Consider the following 16065-nt stretch of genomic DNA (forward strand, 5'->3'; position numbering starts at 1 on the left):
TCAGCGACTCAGGGCTGACAGGCGGTCACCACTGAGATGGTGACGGGTCCGGTCGGGCCTCAGGTCTGACAGTGCGGACAGAAGTAGATCACGCGATCCTCGCCGATCGAGCCGAGCTGGTCTCGCTCGATCGGCGATCCGCATCTGCGGCACAGTTGGCCGCGCCGACCGTAGACCCACATGCGCGCGTTGGGTGCGCTCTGTCCGGTGGTGGTCCGTGCGGTTCGCAGGCGATTGGCCCACAGCAGTCGGCGCGACAGATCCACCACACCGGGGACGTCGACGTCTCTCACCGGGCGTGTCGGCAACACCTTTCGGAGAAAACAGATCTCGCTTCGGTAGACGTTGCCGATGCCGGCGACGAGTCGCTGGTCGAGCAGTGCGAGCCCGATCGGCTCGTCGGGCCGGGCCTCGATCCGGCCGATGGCCTCGGTGGGCTCCCAGTCCTCGGCGAGGAGATCCGGGCCCAGATACGCGAGGTCCGCGTCGGGAGAATCGGTGAGCTCCAGGATGCCGAGGTCGAAGCCGACGGCTTCGTGAGTTGCGGTGCGCAACACGATCCGGGCCTGGTAGCCGGGACGGCGCCATCGCGTGCCGATCGGGTGCACATGCCAGGCGCCCTCCATCTTCAGGTGCGAGTGCACACTCGCGCCTCCGGCATCCGGTTGATCGTCGTCGGGCCCGCCGACGTCGATGAGCAGGTGCTTGCCCACCGAACGCACCGAACCGACGGTGCGACCGGTGAGGTCGACGGTGGCCAGCGACGGCACGCGGAACTGCGTCCACTCCAGGCGCCGGCCGTCGAGAGCCGCGCGCAACCGGGCAGCGGTGGCGAACACGGTGTCTCCCTCAGGCATGCCGGCCGTAGCGCATCCGGACCCCGCGAGGTGTGGTCGCGAATCCGGCCTCGATCAGGATTCGGCCGAATTCCGAGGTCAACACAGGCTGGGAGTCGACCTGATCGATCATCAGCCGCGCCACGCGGCCCGACCTGACGAGCTCGGCGAGGGCGCCCGCCGCGGCCTGTAGTGCCGCTGACGATTCCGTGAACGTGAGGATCGTTTTCCCGCCTCGTTCGACATACACCACGAGTTCGCCGCCCACCAGGACGACCACGGCGCCCGGTTTGCGACCGGGCCGGTGGCCGCGGTCCTCGGCGCGGGTTGCCGGCCAGCCCAGCGCGGCGCCGAACGGGTTGGCCGGATCGGTGGCCGCCAGCACGATCCCCGGCGGGGTGCGGCGATCGTCGAGGGCGTGGTGACGCAATTCGTCGATCGTCGCCGTCGAGGCGAACTGTGCGCCGCCGAGGCCTTCCACGAAGTAACCCCGACGCACCTGACCGTTGTCCTCGAACACGTTGAGGGCCTTGTAGATCCGGGCGAACCCGCCGTCGATGTCCTCGGCGACGACACTGCCGCGGGTGATGACCCCGTAGCGTGCGAGCAACTGGTCGCACAGTGCCTGGGTGGCGACCGTGGGGTCGGCGTCGATGCGGTCGGGCACCACCCATCGCCCGCCGGCGGTGGATGAAACGTTCTGAGTCGCACCGTGCTCGGCGAGATAGCGGGTCGAAAGTCGTTGCGCGCGTAGGCGCGGAGCCCGTCCCCGCGCCCGATGGGCGGGTGTCGATCGCGGGGATGACGACGAGCGTCGCGGTGCGAGTAGTGCCCGCACCGGCGCGAACGAGTCATTGCTGACCCGGCCCGCCCAGACCAGATCCCAGAGTGCTGCCTCGATGTCGGCGGCCGAGACGGTGACGTCGGCCCCGACCAGTTCGGTGAGCTTGCCGAAACGCAGCGCGCCGCCGGGCGCCAGCGCCGCGGTGAGTCCCTCGTGTAGCCCGGTGGTGTCGATGTCGTCGGCGGGCGCCAGGGTCAGCGGTGCGACATCGGACGGGTGCAGGGCGATCCACCCGTCCGACCCGCCGATCCGGCCGTGCCCGGACCAGATGACCTCGCCCGCGCTGAGCAGCTCGTCGAGCATCGCCGGGCTGTAGTCGGCGACACGGGCCGGCAGTATCAGGGATTCCCAGGCGGAGGCGGGCAGTGGGTAGCCGGCCAACTGGTCGATGACCGTCGCGACGCCGTCGACGCCGCGGAGTTGTTCGTCGGGTGTCACGTGCTGCCAGGATGCGGTGAACCGGGTGAGGGTCTCATGGTCGACCGGCGCGATCTCGGCACGGCTCGCGGCCAGCGAACCGCGGCGGATCTGGCCGAGTACATCGGCGTGGCACCACTGGGTCGTCCGCGGTGCGCCGGTGGGCATCTCCGCGGCGGTGTGGTCGGTCCCATGGCCCTCGGGCAGGAAGTCCCCTTCGATGACCCGGCGGTCGGCAGCGAGTCTGACCAGCGTGTCGCGGATGACCCCGACCGCCATACCCAGCGCTTCGGCCGCGTCGAGGACCGTGAACGGACCGTGCGTACGTGCGTACCGGTGCACCAGATCTCCCACCGGATCCGGCACCGGTTCCAGGTAGGTCGCCGGGATACCCGGCGGGGCGGGCACACCGAGGCCGTCGCGCAGCCGGGCGGTGTCGTCGACCGAGGCCCACAGGGGGTGACCACGGTGGGTGACGGAGATGATCTGACCGGTGCGGTGCAGTTCGGTGAGGTGATCGAGCGCGGGCACCTCGCCGCGGTAGCGTGCGTCGACCGCACCGGTCTCGAGGGGACCGAGCCAGCGCAACAGGTCGACGATGTCCTCTGCGTCGCGGGCGTGTCGTTCGGGTGCGGTCCGTTGCAGTCGTGCGACCACCTCGGCGATCACGCCGGGGTCGAGCAGTTCGCGCAGATCGACCCGCCCGAGTAGTTGGGCGAGCAGGCTGGTGTCCAGGGACAGTGCGGCGGCGCGGCGTTCGGCCAGCGGGGCGTCGTCGGCGTACAGGAACGCGCCGACGTAGCCGAACAGCATCGACGCGGCGAACGGTGACGGACTCGCGGTCTCGGTCTCGACGACGCGGACCCGCCGCTGCCGGATACGGGTCAGCAGATCGGTGAGGGCCGGCAGGTCGTAGACGTCCTGCAGACACTCCCGCACCGTCTCCAGGATGATCGGGAAGTCGGGAAATCTCGACGCGACCGACAGCAGCTGCGCGCTGCGCTGGCGTTGCTGCCACAGCGGCGCTCGACGGCCTGGATCGCGTTTGGGCAGCAGCAGGGCTCGCGCCGCGCACTCGCGGAATCGCGAGGCGAACATCGACGAGTCGGCGAGGGCGTCGGTGACCAGTTGTTCGATCTCATCGGGGTCGACGACGAAGACCGATGCGCCGGGCGGGTCGTCGTCGGTGTCCGGCAGGCGGACGATGATGCCGTCGTCGGAGGCAGTGGTCGCCCCTTCGAGGCCGAGTGTCTGCAACAGCCGAGCCGAGATCGCACTGGCCCATGGTGCGTGTACCCGCAACCCGTAGGGCGAGTGCAGGATCAGGCGCCAGTCGCCGAGTTCGTCGCGGAACCGCTCCACCACCAGGGTGCGGTCGGTGGGGAGGTGGCCGGTGGCCTCCTGTTGCTCGGCGACGAGGGCGGCCAGGTTGAGCCGGGCGTTGTCGGTGAGCCCGAGCCGGCGCGCATGGTCGGCCAGCGTGTCGGGATCGGCGACCGCGCCGGTGAACTTGCCGATTGCCGCGCCGAGTTCGGCGGGGCGTCCGATGGTGTCGCCGATCCAGAACGGCAGACGACCGGGCTGGCCGTAGGCCGGGGACACCAGCACCCGGTCGTGGGTGATGTCCTCGATGCGCCAGCTGGTGGCACCGAGGGCGAAGACATCGCCGACGCGGGACTCGTAGACCATCTCCTCGTCCAACTCGCCGACCCGGGTCGATTTCTCGCCGACCATGAATACGCCGAACAGACCTCGATCGGGGATCGAGCCGCCGGAGGTGACCGCCAACCGTTGCGCTCCGCGGCGCCCGACCAGGGTCCCGGCGTCGCGGTCCCAGATGACCCGCGGACGCAGTTCGGCGAATTCATCGGACGGGAATCGACCGGCGATCAGGTCCAGGGTGGCCTCGAACACCTGCCGCCCGAGCTCGCGATACGGCGCGGCGCGGCGGACCACCTCGAACCACCGGTCCACGTCGAGGTCGTCCACGGCGGCGGCCGCGATGGTCTGCTGAGCGAGGATGTCGAGTGGGTTCTGGGGTACCCGGAGTTCTTCGATGGCACCGTCGAGCATCCGTTCCACGGTGACCGTGCAGTGGATCAGGTCGGTGCGGTGTTTCGGGTAGAGCACACCCTGCGAGATCTCGCCGACCTGATGCCCGGCACGGCCGATGCGTTGGAGTCCGCCGGCCACCGACGGCGGCGCCTCGACCTGCACCACGAGATCCACTGCGCCCATGTCGATGCCGAGTTCCAGCGAACTGGTCGCCACCACACACGGCAGGCGACCGGCCTTGAGGTCGTCCTCGATCTGTGCGCGCTGCTCCTTGCTGACCGAACCGTGATGGGCGCGTGCGAGGATCGGCTCGGCGCCGCCGCTGGCGCCGCTGGCCATGATGTGGGCGGGAGCCCCGCCGGCGACCGTGGGATTGCGGGTGGCGGTCGCCCCGGTGCCGGTGCGGTCGGCGTGGATCTCGTTGAGGCGTGCGGTGAGTCGTTCGGCCAGTCGCCGCGAGTTGGCGAACACGATGGTCGCGCGGTTCTTCTCGATGAGGTCCACGATGGACGACTCCACATGGGGCCACAGCGACCCGGCGGTGGGGGAGAAGGCGTCGTCGAGCTCCTCGCCACCGGGCGCATCGGGCGGCGGTGGGATGTTGGCCATATCCTCGACGGGCACATCCACCCGCAGATCGAAGGTCTTGGCCGCCTTGGGGCGAACCACCCTGCACGGCGCGCTTCCGCTGAGGAACTCGGCCACGACCTCCGGCGGCCGCACGGTTGCCGACAGGCCGACGCGCTGCGCCGGCCGATCGAGGAGTTCGTCGAGTCGTTCCAGCGTGAGCGCCAGATGGGTTCCGCGCTTGGTCGCCGCGACGGCGTGGACCTCGTCGACGATCACCACCTCGACGTCGGTCAGCGTCTCCCGTGCGGCCGAGGTGAGCATCAGATACAGCGACTCGGGGGTGGTGATCAGGATGTCGGGGGGCGACTTGACCAGGGCGCGGCGCTGGGCGGCCGGGGTGTCACCGGAACGCACGCCGACGGTGATCGCCGGTTCCGGTTCGTCGAGCTCTTGGGCGGCACGGGTGATGCCGGTCAGCGGGGCGCGCAGGTTGCGTTCGACGTCGACCGCGAGCGCCTTCAGCGGGGAGATGTAGACGACCCGCGTCCCGCGTGTCCGGTCCGGCCGGGCGGCGAGCCGATCGAGCGCCCAGAGGAAAGCCGACAGGGTCTTACCGGACCCCGTCGGTGCGATGACCAGCGTGTTGTTGCCGTCGGCAATCGAGGCCCACGCGCCGGTCTGCGCCGCAGTCGGTTGTTCGAACGCACCGTCGAACCACCGCCGGGTTCCGGCGGTGAAGCGGTCGAGGACGGAAGCCTTGCGTGGCACCCTGTCATCATCCCGCACGCCTCCGACAACCGGAGACGGCCACGTGCCACCGATCGGCTCCGCTGGTCACACGTCGTCGGGTCGGAGCACGGTGCGGTTCAGCCGGCGGGACACCGCCGCACCCCACCCGACGGCGAGATGTGCCCCGGTGAGCAGTTCGTCGTCGGTCAGCAGATCGTGTGTGTACCCGCGTCGTACGGCCTGGCCGTTGAGGACGATCGCCTCCTGCGACCAGGTCCACGCGATGTCGACGCTGTGGGTGGCCAGCACCACCGTGGTCCCCGTGGTGGAGAGCGCGGTGAGCGTGTCCAGCAGGTCCTCGACGGCTCGGGGGTCGAGTCCGGCCGTCGCCTCGTCGAGGAGCAGGACCTGCGGGCGCATGGCCACCGCACCGGCGATCGTCACCCGCTTGCGCTGACCGAAGGACAGGTGGTTGGGGATGCGGTCGGCGAGTTCGGTGACGCCCAGCGCGGCCATCGCCTCGTCGACACGGGCCACCACCTCCGCCCGGTCCAGGCCGAGGTTGGACGGTCCGAATGACACGTCCGCGCGTACGGTCGCGCCGACGATCTGGTCGTCCGGCTCCTGGAGCACCATCTGCACTCGGGTCCGAAGACGGGTGCGGTCGTCCCGAGTGCCGGTGAGCGTCGAGCCGTCGAGGTGCACGGTCCCCGTCATCGGCTTCGCGAGACCGACCAGTATCCGCAGCAAGGTTGTCTTGCCCGAACCGTTGGCACCCAGGAGCGCGATCCGCTGCCCGGGTCGTAACGACAGGTCCACGTGGTCGAAGACGCTCGATCCGCGAGGGTAGGCGAACGACACCCCTCTCAGCTCGAGGACACTCGGCTCCACGTCACCCACCATTCCAGAACATCCAACTCGACACGGACGCGGCCGCGATCAGGCCGAGCGCCACGGCGGTGGCGACGAGCCGGGCCGGGCGCGCCGGCCGGCTCTCGGTGAGCACCGCGGTCATTCCCGGTTCCGCGCGCAGCGACATGGCCTCCGACATGGACCGGGCACGATCGGTGGCGCGGACGAAGATGAGCGCGAACTGGGTGCCGATCACGGCGATGGCGGTTCGCGGGTTCTGCAACCCCAGCCGGAGCCCGGCCGCTTCCCGCGCCGCGCGGGCCGAATTGATGAGGATTCCGATCAATCGGTAGGTCAGGTCGGCGACATGGCACAGCGAAGCCGGGACACCGGACCGCCGGGCCAGGTCGAGAAGATCGGCCATCGATGTCGTGACCGCCAGTCCGATCGTGGCGGCCGAGGCGGCGATGGCTCGCAGGGAGGTGTCGACAGCGATCGCCACGCCGCCCGCCTCCAGGTGCGGCCCGCCGCGCAGGCTCACGGCGATGGGCAGCGAACCGAGCGCGATGAACAGGGCAGGCCCCAGCATTGCCAGCAGGAACAGACGTACCCGCACCCGGGCGAGGGCGAGGGTTGCGACCATCACCGCGGCGAGCACGAGGGGCGCCCCCGTGCGCGGTGGCAGGACCATCGCGCACACGAGCAGCCCCCCGTACAGCGCGACCTTCTCGACGACCGGGTGGCCCGACCACCGGTTGTGGGCCGCGCTGATGTCGAGCGGATTCACGTGTACAGCGACATCGAAGAGGGCGACTCAGTCACTCCCACGGTGTCCACTCTCACGGTGTCCTTCCGCGGGGTCGGGACCCGACGCAGCCGCGGATGTGGCCGGTGGCGGCGCCTCGCTCCGCCCCCGTCTGCGGCCGGCGTACCAGCCGACCGCACCGCCGAGGACGATCCCGCCCAGCCCGGCCTGGAGGGCGAAGAGCCCCGACTCGACCTCTCCGGGTAGCTCGCCGATCGGAGCCGAGAACCACGGCTCGTAGCTGTCGTCGATCTCGGTGATCACCTCTTCGGCCTGTCCATCGGCTCCACCGAACTCGGCCTCGGAGTCCTGCGCGTAGCCATAGATCAGAGAGCCGACCGCGATCGCGACCGCGAGCGCGATCAGCGCGACCGACAGCCAGACAACTGAACGTCCGCTCGAGCTGGGATTGTCGCCAGGGGTGCTCATGCCGAGGTCTCCTCGCGGTCGGTCCGGTGGTCATCGACGGCACCGGTCGGCGCGTTCTTGCCCTTGAGGAAGCCCAGGCCAACGAGCTCGGACGAGGCCACCTGGATGAGAACCCGGACGATGACGACGGTGATGAGTCCTTCGACGATCGCAAGCGGCACCTGCGTCACCGCGAAGACACCCATGAATTCGGCGAAGCTCTCCCAGAATCCGCCCTCCGATGACGGGAAGGCCAGCGAGAGTTGGAAGCTGGTGACCACGTAGGTGACGAGGTCGGCGACGAAGGCGAGTGCGAACACCGATGTCAGCAGGCCCACCCCGGCCTTGCGGAGTGCGAGGAACACCGCGAAACCCGCCCATGGTCCGGCGATGGCCATCGAGAAGACGTTCGCACCCAGTGTGGTGATGCCGCCGTGTGCCAGGAGCAGTGCCTGGAACACCAGGACGATCGTTCCCAGGAAGGCCATGACAGGCGGTTTGAATATCGCGGTCCCGAGTCCGGTTCCGGTGGGGTGCGAGCTCGATCCCGTCACGGACGGGAGTTTGATCGCCGACATGACGAACGAGAACGCCCCGACCGCCGCGAGCAGCGGACCCGATGACGGATGCTGTTTGACGGTGATGACGACCTGCCTGGCCCCGTAGGCGACGAAGGGTGCCGCCGCGATGGTCCAGGCAACCGCATGTGCCGGGGGCAGGAACCCCTCTGCGATGTGCATGATTTGCGTGTGTCCTTCCTGCCCAGCACCTCGTGGGCATCTGTACCGGTGCTGCGGCCGGTCTCCTGGCTCACGGGTACACCGGACCGGCTCGTTGGCCGGCCGGATCGTCGCAATCCCGCCTTCCCACTCGCGCGACATGCGCAAGCAGTGGCACGAAGGACACCGACTTCCCGTTCACAGTGGCGAGGGCCGCCCCGGTTTCGCACCGGGTTCCCGTACACCGCAGCGGATCGAGCGTACCCCGAAGGCCTGCAGGGAGGTCGTTGGTCTCAATGGAACGCCAGTCGAGAACCGTGTCTTTACATCGGCAGTGACTCCTGACACAGTTGTCTGCGAGATGACTGCAACGTGTTCTGGTTGAACACCGGCCCCGGGGAGAATGACGATGTTCGAGTGGTCCGACGAAGACCTGATGGTCCGAGATGCCTTGCGCGCGTTCATCGACAAGGAGATCAGGCCGCACATCGACGAACTCGAGACCGGTGTGCTCCCGCCCTACGACATCACCCGCAAGCTGCTGTCGACCTTCGGTGTCGATGCGATGGCCAAGGATGCCCTCGAAAAGGAACTCGCCGCCGAGGCCGCCGGTGAGAAGCCGTCAGGTGGTGGCGGTGGCGGAGGCATGTCGGGATCGATGTTCATGATCGTCAACATCGAGCTGGCCGGCGTGTGTCTGGGCCTGGTCGGTTCGATGGGCGTGAGCATGGGTTTGACCACCTCGACGATCCGTGGCAAGGGCACCCTCGCGCAGAAGAAGCGGTGGCTGCCGGAGCTGGTCACGATGGAGAAGGTCGGCGCGTGGGCGATCACCGAACCCGAGTCCGGTTCGGATGCGTTGGGCGGCATGAAGACCACGGTGCGCCGCGACGGCGACGAGTATGTGCTCAACGGCCAGAAGACCTTCATCACCAACGGGCCCTACGCCGACACCATCGTCGTGTTCGCGAAGCTCGACGACGGCAGCGACACCCCGATGCGCGATCGCAAGGTGCTCTCCTTCGTCCTCGACAAGGGCATGCCCGGTCTCACCCAGGGCAAACCCTTCAAGAAGATGGGGATGACGAGCTCGCCGACCGGTGAACTGTTCTTCGACAACGTGCGTCTGGGCAAGGACCGGCTGCTCGGTGAGACCGAGGACACCGGCGACGACACCCGCGGCGGCGAGGGCGCGAAGGCGGGATTCACCGCCGAGCGCGTCGGCATCGCCGCGCTGTCGCTGGGCATCATCAACGAGGCGCAGCGGCTGTCGATCGACTACGCCAAGACCCGCACGCTCTGGGGCCAGGAGATCGGCCAGTTCCAGCTCATCCAGCTCAAGCTCGCCGAGATGGAGGTGGCGCGCATCAACGTGCAGAACATGTTGTTCAGCGCGATCGAACGCGGCCAGGCCGGCAAACCGCTGAGCCTCGCCGAGGCCTCGGCGATGAAGCTGTATTCGTCCAGGGCGGCCACCGAGGTCGCGATGGAGGCGGTGCAGCTGTTCGGCGGCAACGGTTACATGGCCGAGTATCGGGTGGAGCAGCTTGCGCGGGATGCCAAGTCGCTGATGATCTACGCGGGCAGCAACGAGATCCAGGTGACCCACGTCGCCAAAGGTCTGCTGCGGGGCTGATCAGGCGCCGGTCACCACCAGCCCGATCAGCGTCAGGTTGAGCAGCACGATCAACACCGACGCGATGCCCGCGGTCAGCCGCAGCGGCCATCCGTCGGTGAACTCACCCATCAGCGACCGGTCGGCGGTGAACCGTCCCAGCGGAATCACCGCGAACGGGATGCCGAAGCTCAGCACCACCTGACTGATGACCAGGGCCCAGGTGGGGTCGACGCCGAGCGCCAGTACCGCCAGCGCCGGGATGACCGTGATCACGCGACGGACGAACAGTGGGATGTGTCTGTGCAGGAGGCCGCCCATGATGGCCGCCCCGGCCGACGATCCGACGGATGTGGACGCCAATCCGCTGGCCAGCAGTCCGATGGCGAAGGCGGTTGCCATCGCCGGGCCGAGGGCGTCGGCGACCGCGTCGTAGGCGCCCTCGATGGTGTCGGTGCCCTCTTTGCCGCGCAGGTTCTGGGCGGCCAGCAACAACAACGCGATGTTCACCGCGCCGGCGACGATCAGCGCCACCACCACGTCCCAGCGCGTGACCCGCACCAGCTTTCGCTTACGGTCCGCCGACCGGGTGACCCCGTGTCGGTCGATCACCATCGCCGAGTGCACGTAGATCGCGTGGGGCATCACGGTCGCCCCCAACATGCCGGCGGCCAGCAGCACGGTCTCCGGTCCGTCCAGTCGCGGAACGAGCCCACCGAGGACCGCGTCCACCGGCGGTGGGTTGACCACCAGACCGGCCAGGAAACCGATGACGATGATCGCCAACAGCCCCAGAATGACGCGCTCGAAGGTGCGTTCCTGCCGAGGATTCTGCAGAAGCAGCAGGGCCAGCGAGACCGCGCCCACGATCACCCCGCCGAGCACCAGCGGCAGACCGAACAACAACTGCACGGCGACGGCCCCACCGAGCACCTCGGCCAGATCGGTGGCGATCGCCACCACCTCCGCCTGCACCCAGAACGCCAGCCGCGGCCGGGTGCTCAGACGATCACCCAGCAGCGCGGGCAGGCTCTTGCCGGTGACGATGCCGAGTTTGGCCGACTGGTACTGGATCAGCATCGCGATCACATTCGCCAGCACCAGAACCCAGACCAGCAGAAAGCCATACCGGGCGCCGGCGGTGATGTTGGCCGCGACGTTGCCGGGATCGACGTAGGCGATCGCGGCGACGAACGCCGGCCCGAACAGGGCGAGATTGCGGACGAGACCGCTGCGGGCGTCCGACACCCGTCGACGCGTGGTGCCATCCCTGCCGCTACGCGTGCCGACCAGTGTCACCCACCCCACGGTTGATCAGCCGCCACACCCGGTCCCGCGACATCGGTTGTGCGAAGGGGCGCACGCCGATCGCCCGGCGAATCGCATTGGCCAGCGCCGGCGCCACCGGGTTGTAGGGGGACTCGCTCATCGATTTCGCGCCGAACGGTCCCAGCTCGTCGGATGTCTCGGCGAAGTAGACCTCCGTCGGCGGCACGTCGGCCATCTGGGGCACTCGGTAGGTGCGGAAGACGCCGGTCAGCGGCACGCCGTCGGCGAGCATGATCTCCTCGTAGAGCGACGATCCGATGGCCTGCGCCACGCCGCCCTCGATCTGTCCGCGGCACTGCTGCGGGTTCATCACCGTCCCGGCGTCGGCCGCCTGGACCGATTGCAGAATGCGCACCACGCCGGTCCGAGTATCCACCGCGACCCGGAATGCGTGGACGTTGAAGGCGATCGAACGCACGTCGCCGGTCTCCTCGCCGGTGGCCGTCACGCGGTCCGAGTCGGGTTCGAGGACGTCGATCATCTCGCCGAAGGAGACCATCCGGTCACCCACGAGCGCGCCGTCGGCGGTCAGCACCACCCGGTCCGGTTCCGCCTCGGCAACGGTGGCGGCGGCACCGATCAGCTTCTCCTGCAGGCAGATACAGGCACGATGGAGGGCCTTGCCGGCCACCGTCGTCCCGGCGGAGGCGAAGGCCCCGGTGTCGTATTCGGCGGCGTCGGTGTCACCGTGGTGGAGCCGGATCCGGTCGGGGGTGGTCTGCAACGTTGCGGCGGCGATCTGGGTGTGCACCGTCGTGGTGCCGTTGCCGAACTCGGCTGTTCCGATACCGACGTGGTAGTCGCCGGCCCGGTCGAGCGTCACGTGCACCCGGGAGATGTGTCCACGCGGGGCCATCGTCGCGATCGCCGCGAGCGCCATGCCCTCACCGACCCGCCAGTGCGGGCCGGGCGGCGGCTCGGCGCCGTTGCCGCGCGCCAGCGCCGCCTGCGCCAGATCGAGGCATTGGTCGAGGCCGTAGCTGCCGTAGACGAGATCCGGTTCGGGCTCCGGATGCGCGGCGAGGAGGGGGTCGCCATCGGCGACGGCGTTGCGGCGACGGATCTCGAACGGGTCGACGTCGAGTTCGGCCGCCAATTCGTCGAGCGCGGACTCGATCGCGAATATCACCTGGCCCAAGCCGTAACCGCGGAAGGCACCCGACGGGGGATTGTTCGTGTAGACGACCTCGGCGTCGACCCGCTTGACCGGGCAGTTGTACACCGAGATCGACTCGGCACACGCGTGGAACATCACCCCGATGGCGTGGTTGCCGTACGCGCCGGTGTCCGACAGCACGTCGATCTTCATCGCGGTGAGTACGCCGTCCGCATCGGCGCCGAGAGCCACGTCGACGCGGAACGGATGACGGTAGGTGGTGCGCGTCATCTCGTCGGTGCGCGTCATCTCGTAGGCACACGGCCGGCCGGTCCGCAGCACCGCCAACGCCACCAGATCCTCGGTCAGTAGTTCCTGTTTGCCGCCGAAACCGCCGCCGACGCGGGCGGCGAACACGCGGACCCGATCCGGCGCGAGGTCGAGGATGTGCGCGAGTTCGTCGCGGACCAGGAAGGGCACCTGGGTGCTGGTCCGGATGGCCAGTCGTCCGTCGTCGTCGAGCCATCCGATGCTGCCGTGCGTTTCGAGTTGGGCATGTGAGACCCGCGCGGTCGACCAGGTACCCGACACCGTGACCGTCGAATCCGCCAGCGCCGTGTCGATGTCGCCGCCGAACCCGTGGTGGAAGTCGGCGATCACGTTGCGGTCGGCATGATTCACTCGATCGAGCGCAGTGCGATCCGGGTGGATCGCCGGCGCACCCGGCTGCCGGGCCTCCTCGGGGTCGAACACCGCGGGCAGGACCTCGTAGGAGACCTCGATCAGTCGGCAGGCCCGCTCGGCGGCCGCCGCGGTCTCGGCGACCACCGCCGCCACCCGCTGGCCGACGAACCGGACGACGGAATCGAGGATCAGCGTGTCGTCGGGGTCATCCTCACGGTACTCATGGCGGGCCGTGGAAAACCGCGTCTGCGGTACGTTCTCGTGCGTGAGCACCAGCACGACGCCGTCCACCTGTTCGGCGGCGGCGGTGTCGATGGACACGATCCGTGCGTGCGCATGCGGGGAAGCGAGCACGCGCAGATAGGTCAGACCGTCGACCGCGACGTCGAAGGTGTAGGGCTCGGTGCCGGTGACGACGCGGCGGGCGGCCGGCGGGTTGACCGATCGCCCGATGCTGCTGTCCGGGCCATCCGGGACCCGATGTCCGGTCGGGGGTGGTGTCGGCGTGACGGCCCCGGTGATCGCGTCCCGGATCGAGCGGTAGCCGGTGCAGCGACAGATGTTGCCCTTCATCTTCCGGGGCAGATCGTCGAGGTCATCGGCGTCGAGAGTGGACGCGGTGACGATCATGCCGGCGGTGCAGAATCCGCACTGGAAGCCGAAGTTGTCGACAAAGGACTGCTGCATCGGGTGCAGGTCGCCCGGGGTGCCCAAACCGGCGACCGTCGTCACCTCGCGTCCCTCGATGCGCTGGGCGGGGAAGATGCACGAGTGGACCGGCGCGTCGTCCACCAGCACCGAGCACGCGCCGCAGTCGCCGGCGTCGCAGCCCTTCTTCACCTCGAAGTGTGCGGTGTCGCGCAACAGGGTTCGCAGGCACTGACCGGGACGCGGGGTGGCCTCGTGCGGGTCGCCGTTGACGGAGAATCTCATGATCCGGCCCTCTCGGCGAGTTCGGTACGGACCTCCTCGGCCAGCACGGCCGAGGTGGCCTGGCGCCAGTCCGCCGACCCGAGTGGGTCGGTGTAGAAGTCGTCGGCGGACACGACGCGCTCGTGGAGATCATCGGCGGTGGGGATGGTGTCGAAGCGCATCACATGCGGCCGCCGGGTGGCGGCGGTGACGGCGACCACCAGCGACCCGCTCTCCTCCAGGCGGCCGGTGACCACTGCCCCTGAGCGGCCGAGCTCGGCCAGGGCGATCTTGCGGAATGCGGTCGTCGACCGCATCGAGGTGCCCGGGATGTCGATGGCGCGCAGGATCTCTGCGTCGGCGAGCGAGTTGGCGCCGTTGTCGGTGATCAACTCGGCCACCGGGGATCGGCGTTCGCTGCCGTCCGGACACCAGATGACGGCCGAGGCGTCGAGGCCCGCCGCCAGCGAGACCATCGACGCCGCCGCGAATGACCGGCAGATGTTGCCGCCGACGGTCGCCACGTTCCAGATCTTGAACGAGGCCAACAGTGCGTTCGCACACGCACCGAACAATGGCTGCGCACGCCACGCCGGTCGCGGCGGCATCGTGGCGATCACCGAGATGGGGCACGTCGCGCCGATGCGCAGTCCGTCGTCGGGTAGATCCTCGAGCGCGGGCCATCCCATGGTGGTGAGGTCGACGATGCCGTCGACCTCGACCTGCGGCTCGGAGAAGAACCAGGTGCCGCCGGCCACCACGCGCTCGCCCGGCTCGAGCCGCAGATCCCCACGTGTTCGGGCGTAGCGATACCGTTCGATGGTGTTGAGGTCCATCAACCCGCCTTCTCGATCAGTCGCCGATGTTCGCGCGCGACGTCGGCGGCGACGCGCTCGGTGTCGACGGTCAGCAGGGTTCCCGCGTCGACGACGCGGCGCCCATTGACCCAACTCGCGGCGATCGGGGGGATCGCGCCGAGCACCAGTGCGGCGACCGGGTCGTCGATCCCGCTGTGGGCCACCGACGTCAGATCCCACAGGACCAGGTCGGCGAGCTTTCCCGGTTCGATCGAACCGGTGTCGGCGGCGCGGCCGAGTACCCGTGCGCCGCCGATCGTGGCGAGTTCGATGGCCGTGCGGGTGGTGAGTGCGGTGGGACCGCCACGGGCCCGGGCCATCAGCACCGCCTGGTGGGCCTCCTCGAGGAGCCGGCACGACTCGTTGGACGCCGCGCCGTCCACGCCGAGTCCGACGGGGACGCCTGCGTCGACGAGATCGCGGGTGCGGCAGATCCGGTTGCCCAGCCGCGCATTGGAGGTGGGGCAATGGGCCACACCGGTGGATGTTGCGGCGAGTCGGCCGATCTCGTCGTCGTCGAACTCGATGCCGTGGGCGAACCACACGTCGTCGCCGACCCAACCGACCGACTCCATGTACTGCAGCGGAGTGCACCCGAAGTGCTCGTCGCAGTAGGTGTTCTCATCGAGTGACTCGGCCAGATGGGTGTGCATCCGGACATCGAGGTCGCGAGCCAGCGTGGCAGATTCGCGCAACAGGTCGGTGGTCACCGAGAACGGAGAACAGGGCGCCAACGCGATCCGCAACATCGAGTCATCGGCGGGGTCGTGCCAGCGCGACACCGCGTCGGAGCTGGCGGCCAGGATCTCGTCGATGCTCTGCACCACCGAGTCCGGGGGCAGACCGCCGTCCTTCTCCGAGAGATCCATCGATCCGCGGGTGGGGTGAAAGCGCAGCCCGATCGTGGCCGCGGCGTCGATCTCGGCGCCGAGCAGATCGCCGCCCTCGGCGGGGAAGACGTAGTGGTGGTCGGTGGTGGTGGTGCAGCCCGACAGCGCCAGCTGGGCGAGTCCGCCGAGAGCGGCGGTGCGGACCGCCGTCTCGTCGATGCCGGCCCAGATCGGATACAGGGTGGTGAGCCACTGGAACAGCGTGTGGTCGGCGGCGAGGCCGCGGGTGATCCACTGATAGAGGTGATGGTGGGTGTTGATCAACCCCGGGGTGAGAACGCAACCTGTTCCGTCCACCCGGACCGCTCCGGCCGGCAGATCCGCCGGTGCGGCGCCGACCGAGACGATTCGTGTCCCGTCGATCACCACCGTGGTGTTCGACAGTTCGCGCCGCTGCTGATCGACGGTCACCACGAAGGCGTTGTCGATCACCGTCAGGGCGGATGT

Annotated in this window: 11 protein-coding genes and 1 riboswitch; of the genes, 1 reads left to right on the plus strand and 10 read right to left on the minus strand. The window is 69.0% G+C overall.

Annotated elements, in window-relative coordinates; genetic code table 11:
* Positions 1-59: 59 nt before the first annotated feature.
* The 6 genes from NWF22_RS19145 to NWF22_RS19170 all read right to left on the minus strand — a co-directional run bounded on the left by NWF22_RS19145 (position 60) and on the right by NWF22_RS19170 (position 8256).
* A complete protein-coding gene (locus NWF22_RS19145) occupies positions 60-857 on the minus strand; it encodes a DNA-formamidopyrimidine glycosylase family protein (RefSeq protein ID WP_160903251.1) in 798 nt (265 codons plus the stop codon).
* Positions 850-5490, minus strand: a complete 4641-nt coding sequence (locus NWF22_RS19150) for an ATP-dependent helicase (RefSeq protein ID WP_160903252.1) — start codon at positions 5488-5490, stop codon at positions 850-852. Before NWF22_RS19150 ends, NWF22_RS19145 begins: the two co-directional genes overlap by 8 nt.
* A gap of 66 nt (positions 5491-5556) precedes the next feature.
* Positions 5557-6342: an energy-coupling factor ABC transporter ATP-binding protein gene (locus NWF22_RS19155; protein ID WP_258321207.1), complete on the minus strand. Its 786-nt coding sequence runs from the start codon at positions 6340-6342 to the stop codon at positions 5557-5559.
* A 1-nt stretch (position 6343) separates the two neighbouring features.
* On the minus strand, positions 6344-7090 hold the full coding sequence (locus tag NWF22_RS19160) for a CbiQ family ECF transporter T component (RefSeq protein ID WP_160903253.1): 747 nt from the start codon (positions 7088-7090) through the stop codon (positions 6344-6346).
* Positions 7091-7117: 27 nt separating this feature from the next.
* Positions 7118-7537: an energy-coupling factor ABC transporter substrate-binding protein gene (locus NWF22_RS19165; RefSeq protein WP_160903254.1), complete on the minus strand. Its 420-nt coding sequence runs from the start codon at positions 7535-7537 to the stop codon at positions 7118-7120.
* Positions 7534-8256, minus strand: coding sequence for an energy-coupling factor ABC transporter permease (locus tag NWF22_RS19170; protein WP_160903255.1), 723 nt, complete (start codon positions 8254-8256; stop codon positions 7534-7536). The genes NWF22_RS19165 and NWF22_RS19170 overlap by 4 nt, the downstream gene beginning before the upstream one ends.
* A 38-nt stretch (positions 8257-8294) precedes the next feature.
* Positions 8295-8499, minus strand: a riboswitch (cobalamin riboswitch).
* Between the two features lie 145 nt (positions 8500-8644).
* Here NWF22_RS19170 and NWF22_RS19175 point away from each other — a divergent pair.
* Entirely contained in the window at positions 8645-9871 is a 1227-nt protein-coding gene (locus NWF22_RS19175; RefSeq protein ID WP_160903256.1) for an acyl-CoA dehydrogenase family protein, read from the plus strand.
* On the opposite strand, the gene NWF22_RS19180 is transcribed toward NWF22_RS19175, so the two are convergent.
* The 4 genes from NWF22_RS19180 to NWF22_RS19195 are packed head-to-tail and all read right to left on the minus strand — an operon-like array spanning position 9872 to position 16056.
* Positions 9872-11149 (minus strand): Nramp family divalent metal transporter, encoded by a 1278-nt coding sequence (locus NWF22_RS19180; RefSeq protein ID WP_160903257.1) that lies wholly within the window; start codon positions 11147-11149, stop codon positions 9872-9874.
* A complete protein-coding gene (locus tag NWF22_RS19185) occupies positions 11127-13892 on the minus strand; it encodes a molybdopterin-dependent oxidoreductase (RefSeq protein ID WP_160903258.1) in 2766 nt (921 codons plus the stop codon). The genes NWF22_RS19180 and NWF22_RS19185 overlap by 23 nt, the downstream gene beginning before the upstream one ends.
* On the minus strand, positions 13889-14707 hold the full coding sequence (locus tag NWF22_RS19190; protein ID WP_160903259.1) for an FAD binding domain-containing protein: 819 nt from the start codon (positions 14705-14707) through the stop codon (positions 13889-13891). Before NWF22_RS19190 ends, NWF22_RS19185 begins: the two co-directional genes overlap by 4 nt.
* Positions 14707-16056, minus strand: coding sequence for an 8-oxoguanine deaminase (locus NWF22_RS19195; RefSeq protein WP_202398856.1), 1350 nt, complete (start codon positions 16054-16056; stop codon positions 14707-14709). The genes NWF22_RS19190 and NWF22_RS19195 overlap by 1 nt, the downstream gene beginning before the upstream one ends.
* Between the last annotated feature and the right edge of the window lie 9 nt (positions 16057-16065).

Origin of the sequence: Gordonia mangrovi, assembly GCF_024734075.1 — a bacterium.
In the GTDB taxonomy this organism is placed as follows: Bacteria; Actinomycetota; Actinomycetes; order Mycobacteriales; family Mycobacteriaceae; genus Gordonia; species Gordonia mangrovi.

What these genes read in the sequence shown, in the direction of transcription:
- NWF22_RS19145 (WP_160903251.1), bottom strand. Translation starts at nt 857, where the DNA reads ATGCCTGAGGGAGACACCGTGTTCGCCACCGCTGCCCGGTTGCGCGCG.
- NWF22_RS19165 (WP_160903254.1), bottom strand. Translation starts at nt 7,537, where the DNA reads ATGAGCACCCCTGGCGACAATCCCAGCTCGAGCGGACGTTCAGTTGTC.
- NWF22_RS19170 (WP_160903255.1), bottom strand. Translation starts at nt 8,256, where the DNA reads ATGCACATCGCAGAGGGGTTCCTGCCCCCGGCACATGCGGTTGCCTGG.
- NWF22_RS19175 (WP_160903256.1), top strand. Translation starts at nt 8,645, where the DNA reads ATGTTCGAGTGGTCCGACGAAGACCTGATGGTCCGAGATGCCTTGCGC.
- NWF22_RS19185 (WP_160903258.1), bottom strand. Translation starts at nt 13,892, where the DNA reads ATGAGATTCTCCGTCAACGGCGACCCGCACGAGGCCACCCCGCGTCCC.
- NWF22_RS19190 (WP_160903259.1), bottom strand. Translation starts at nt 14,707, where the DNA reads ATGGACCTCAACACCATCGAACGGTATCGCTACGCCCGAACACGTGGG.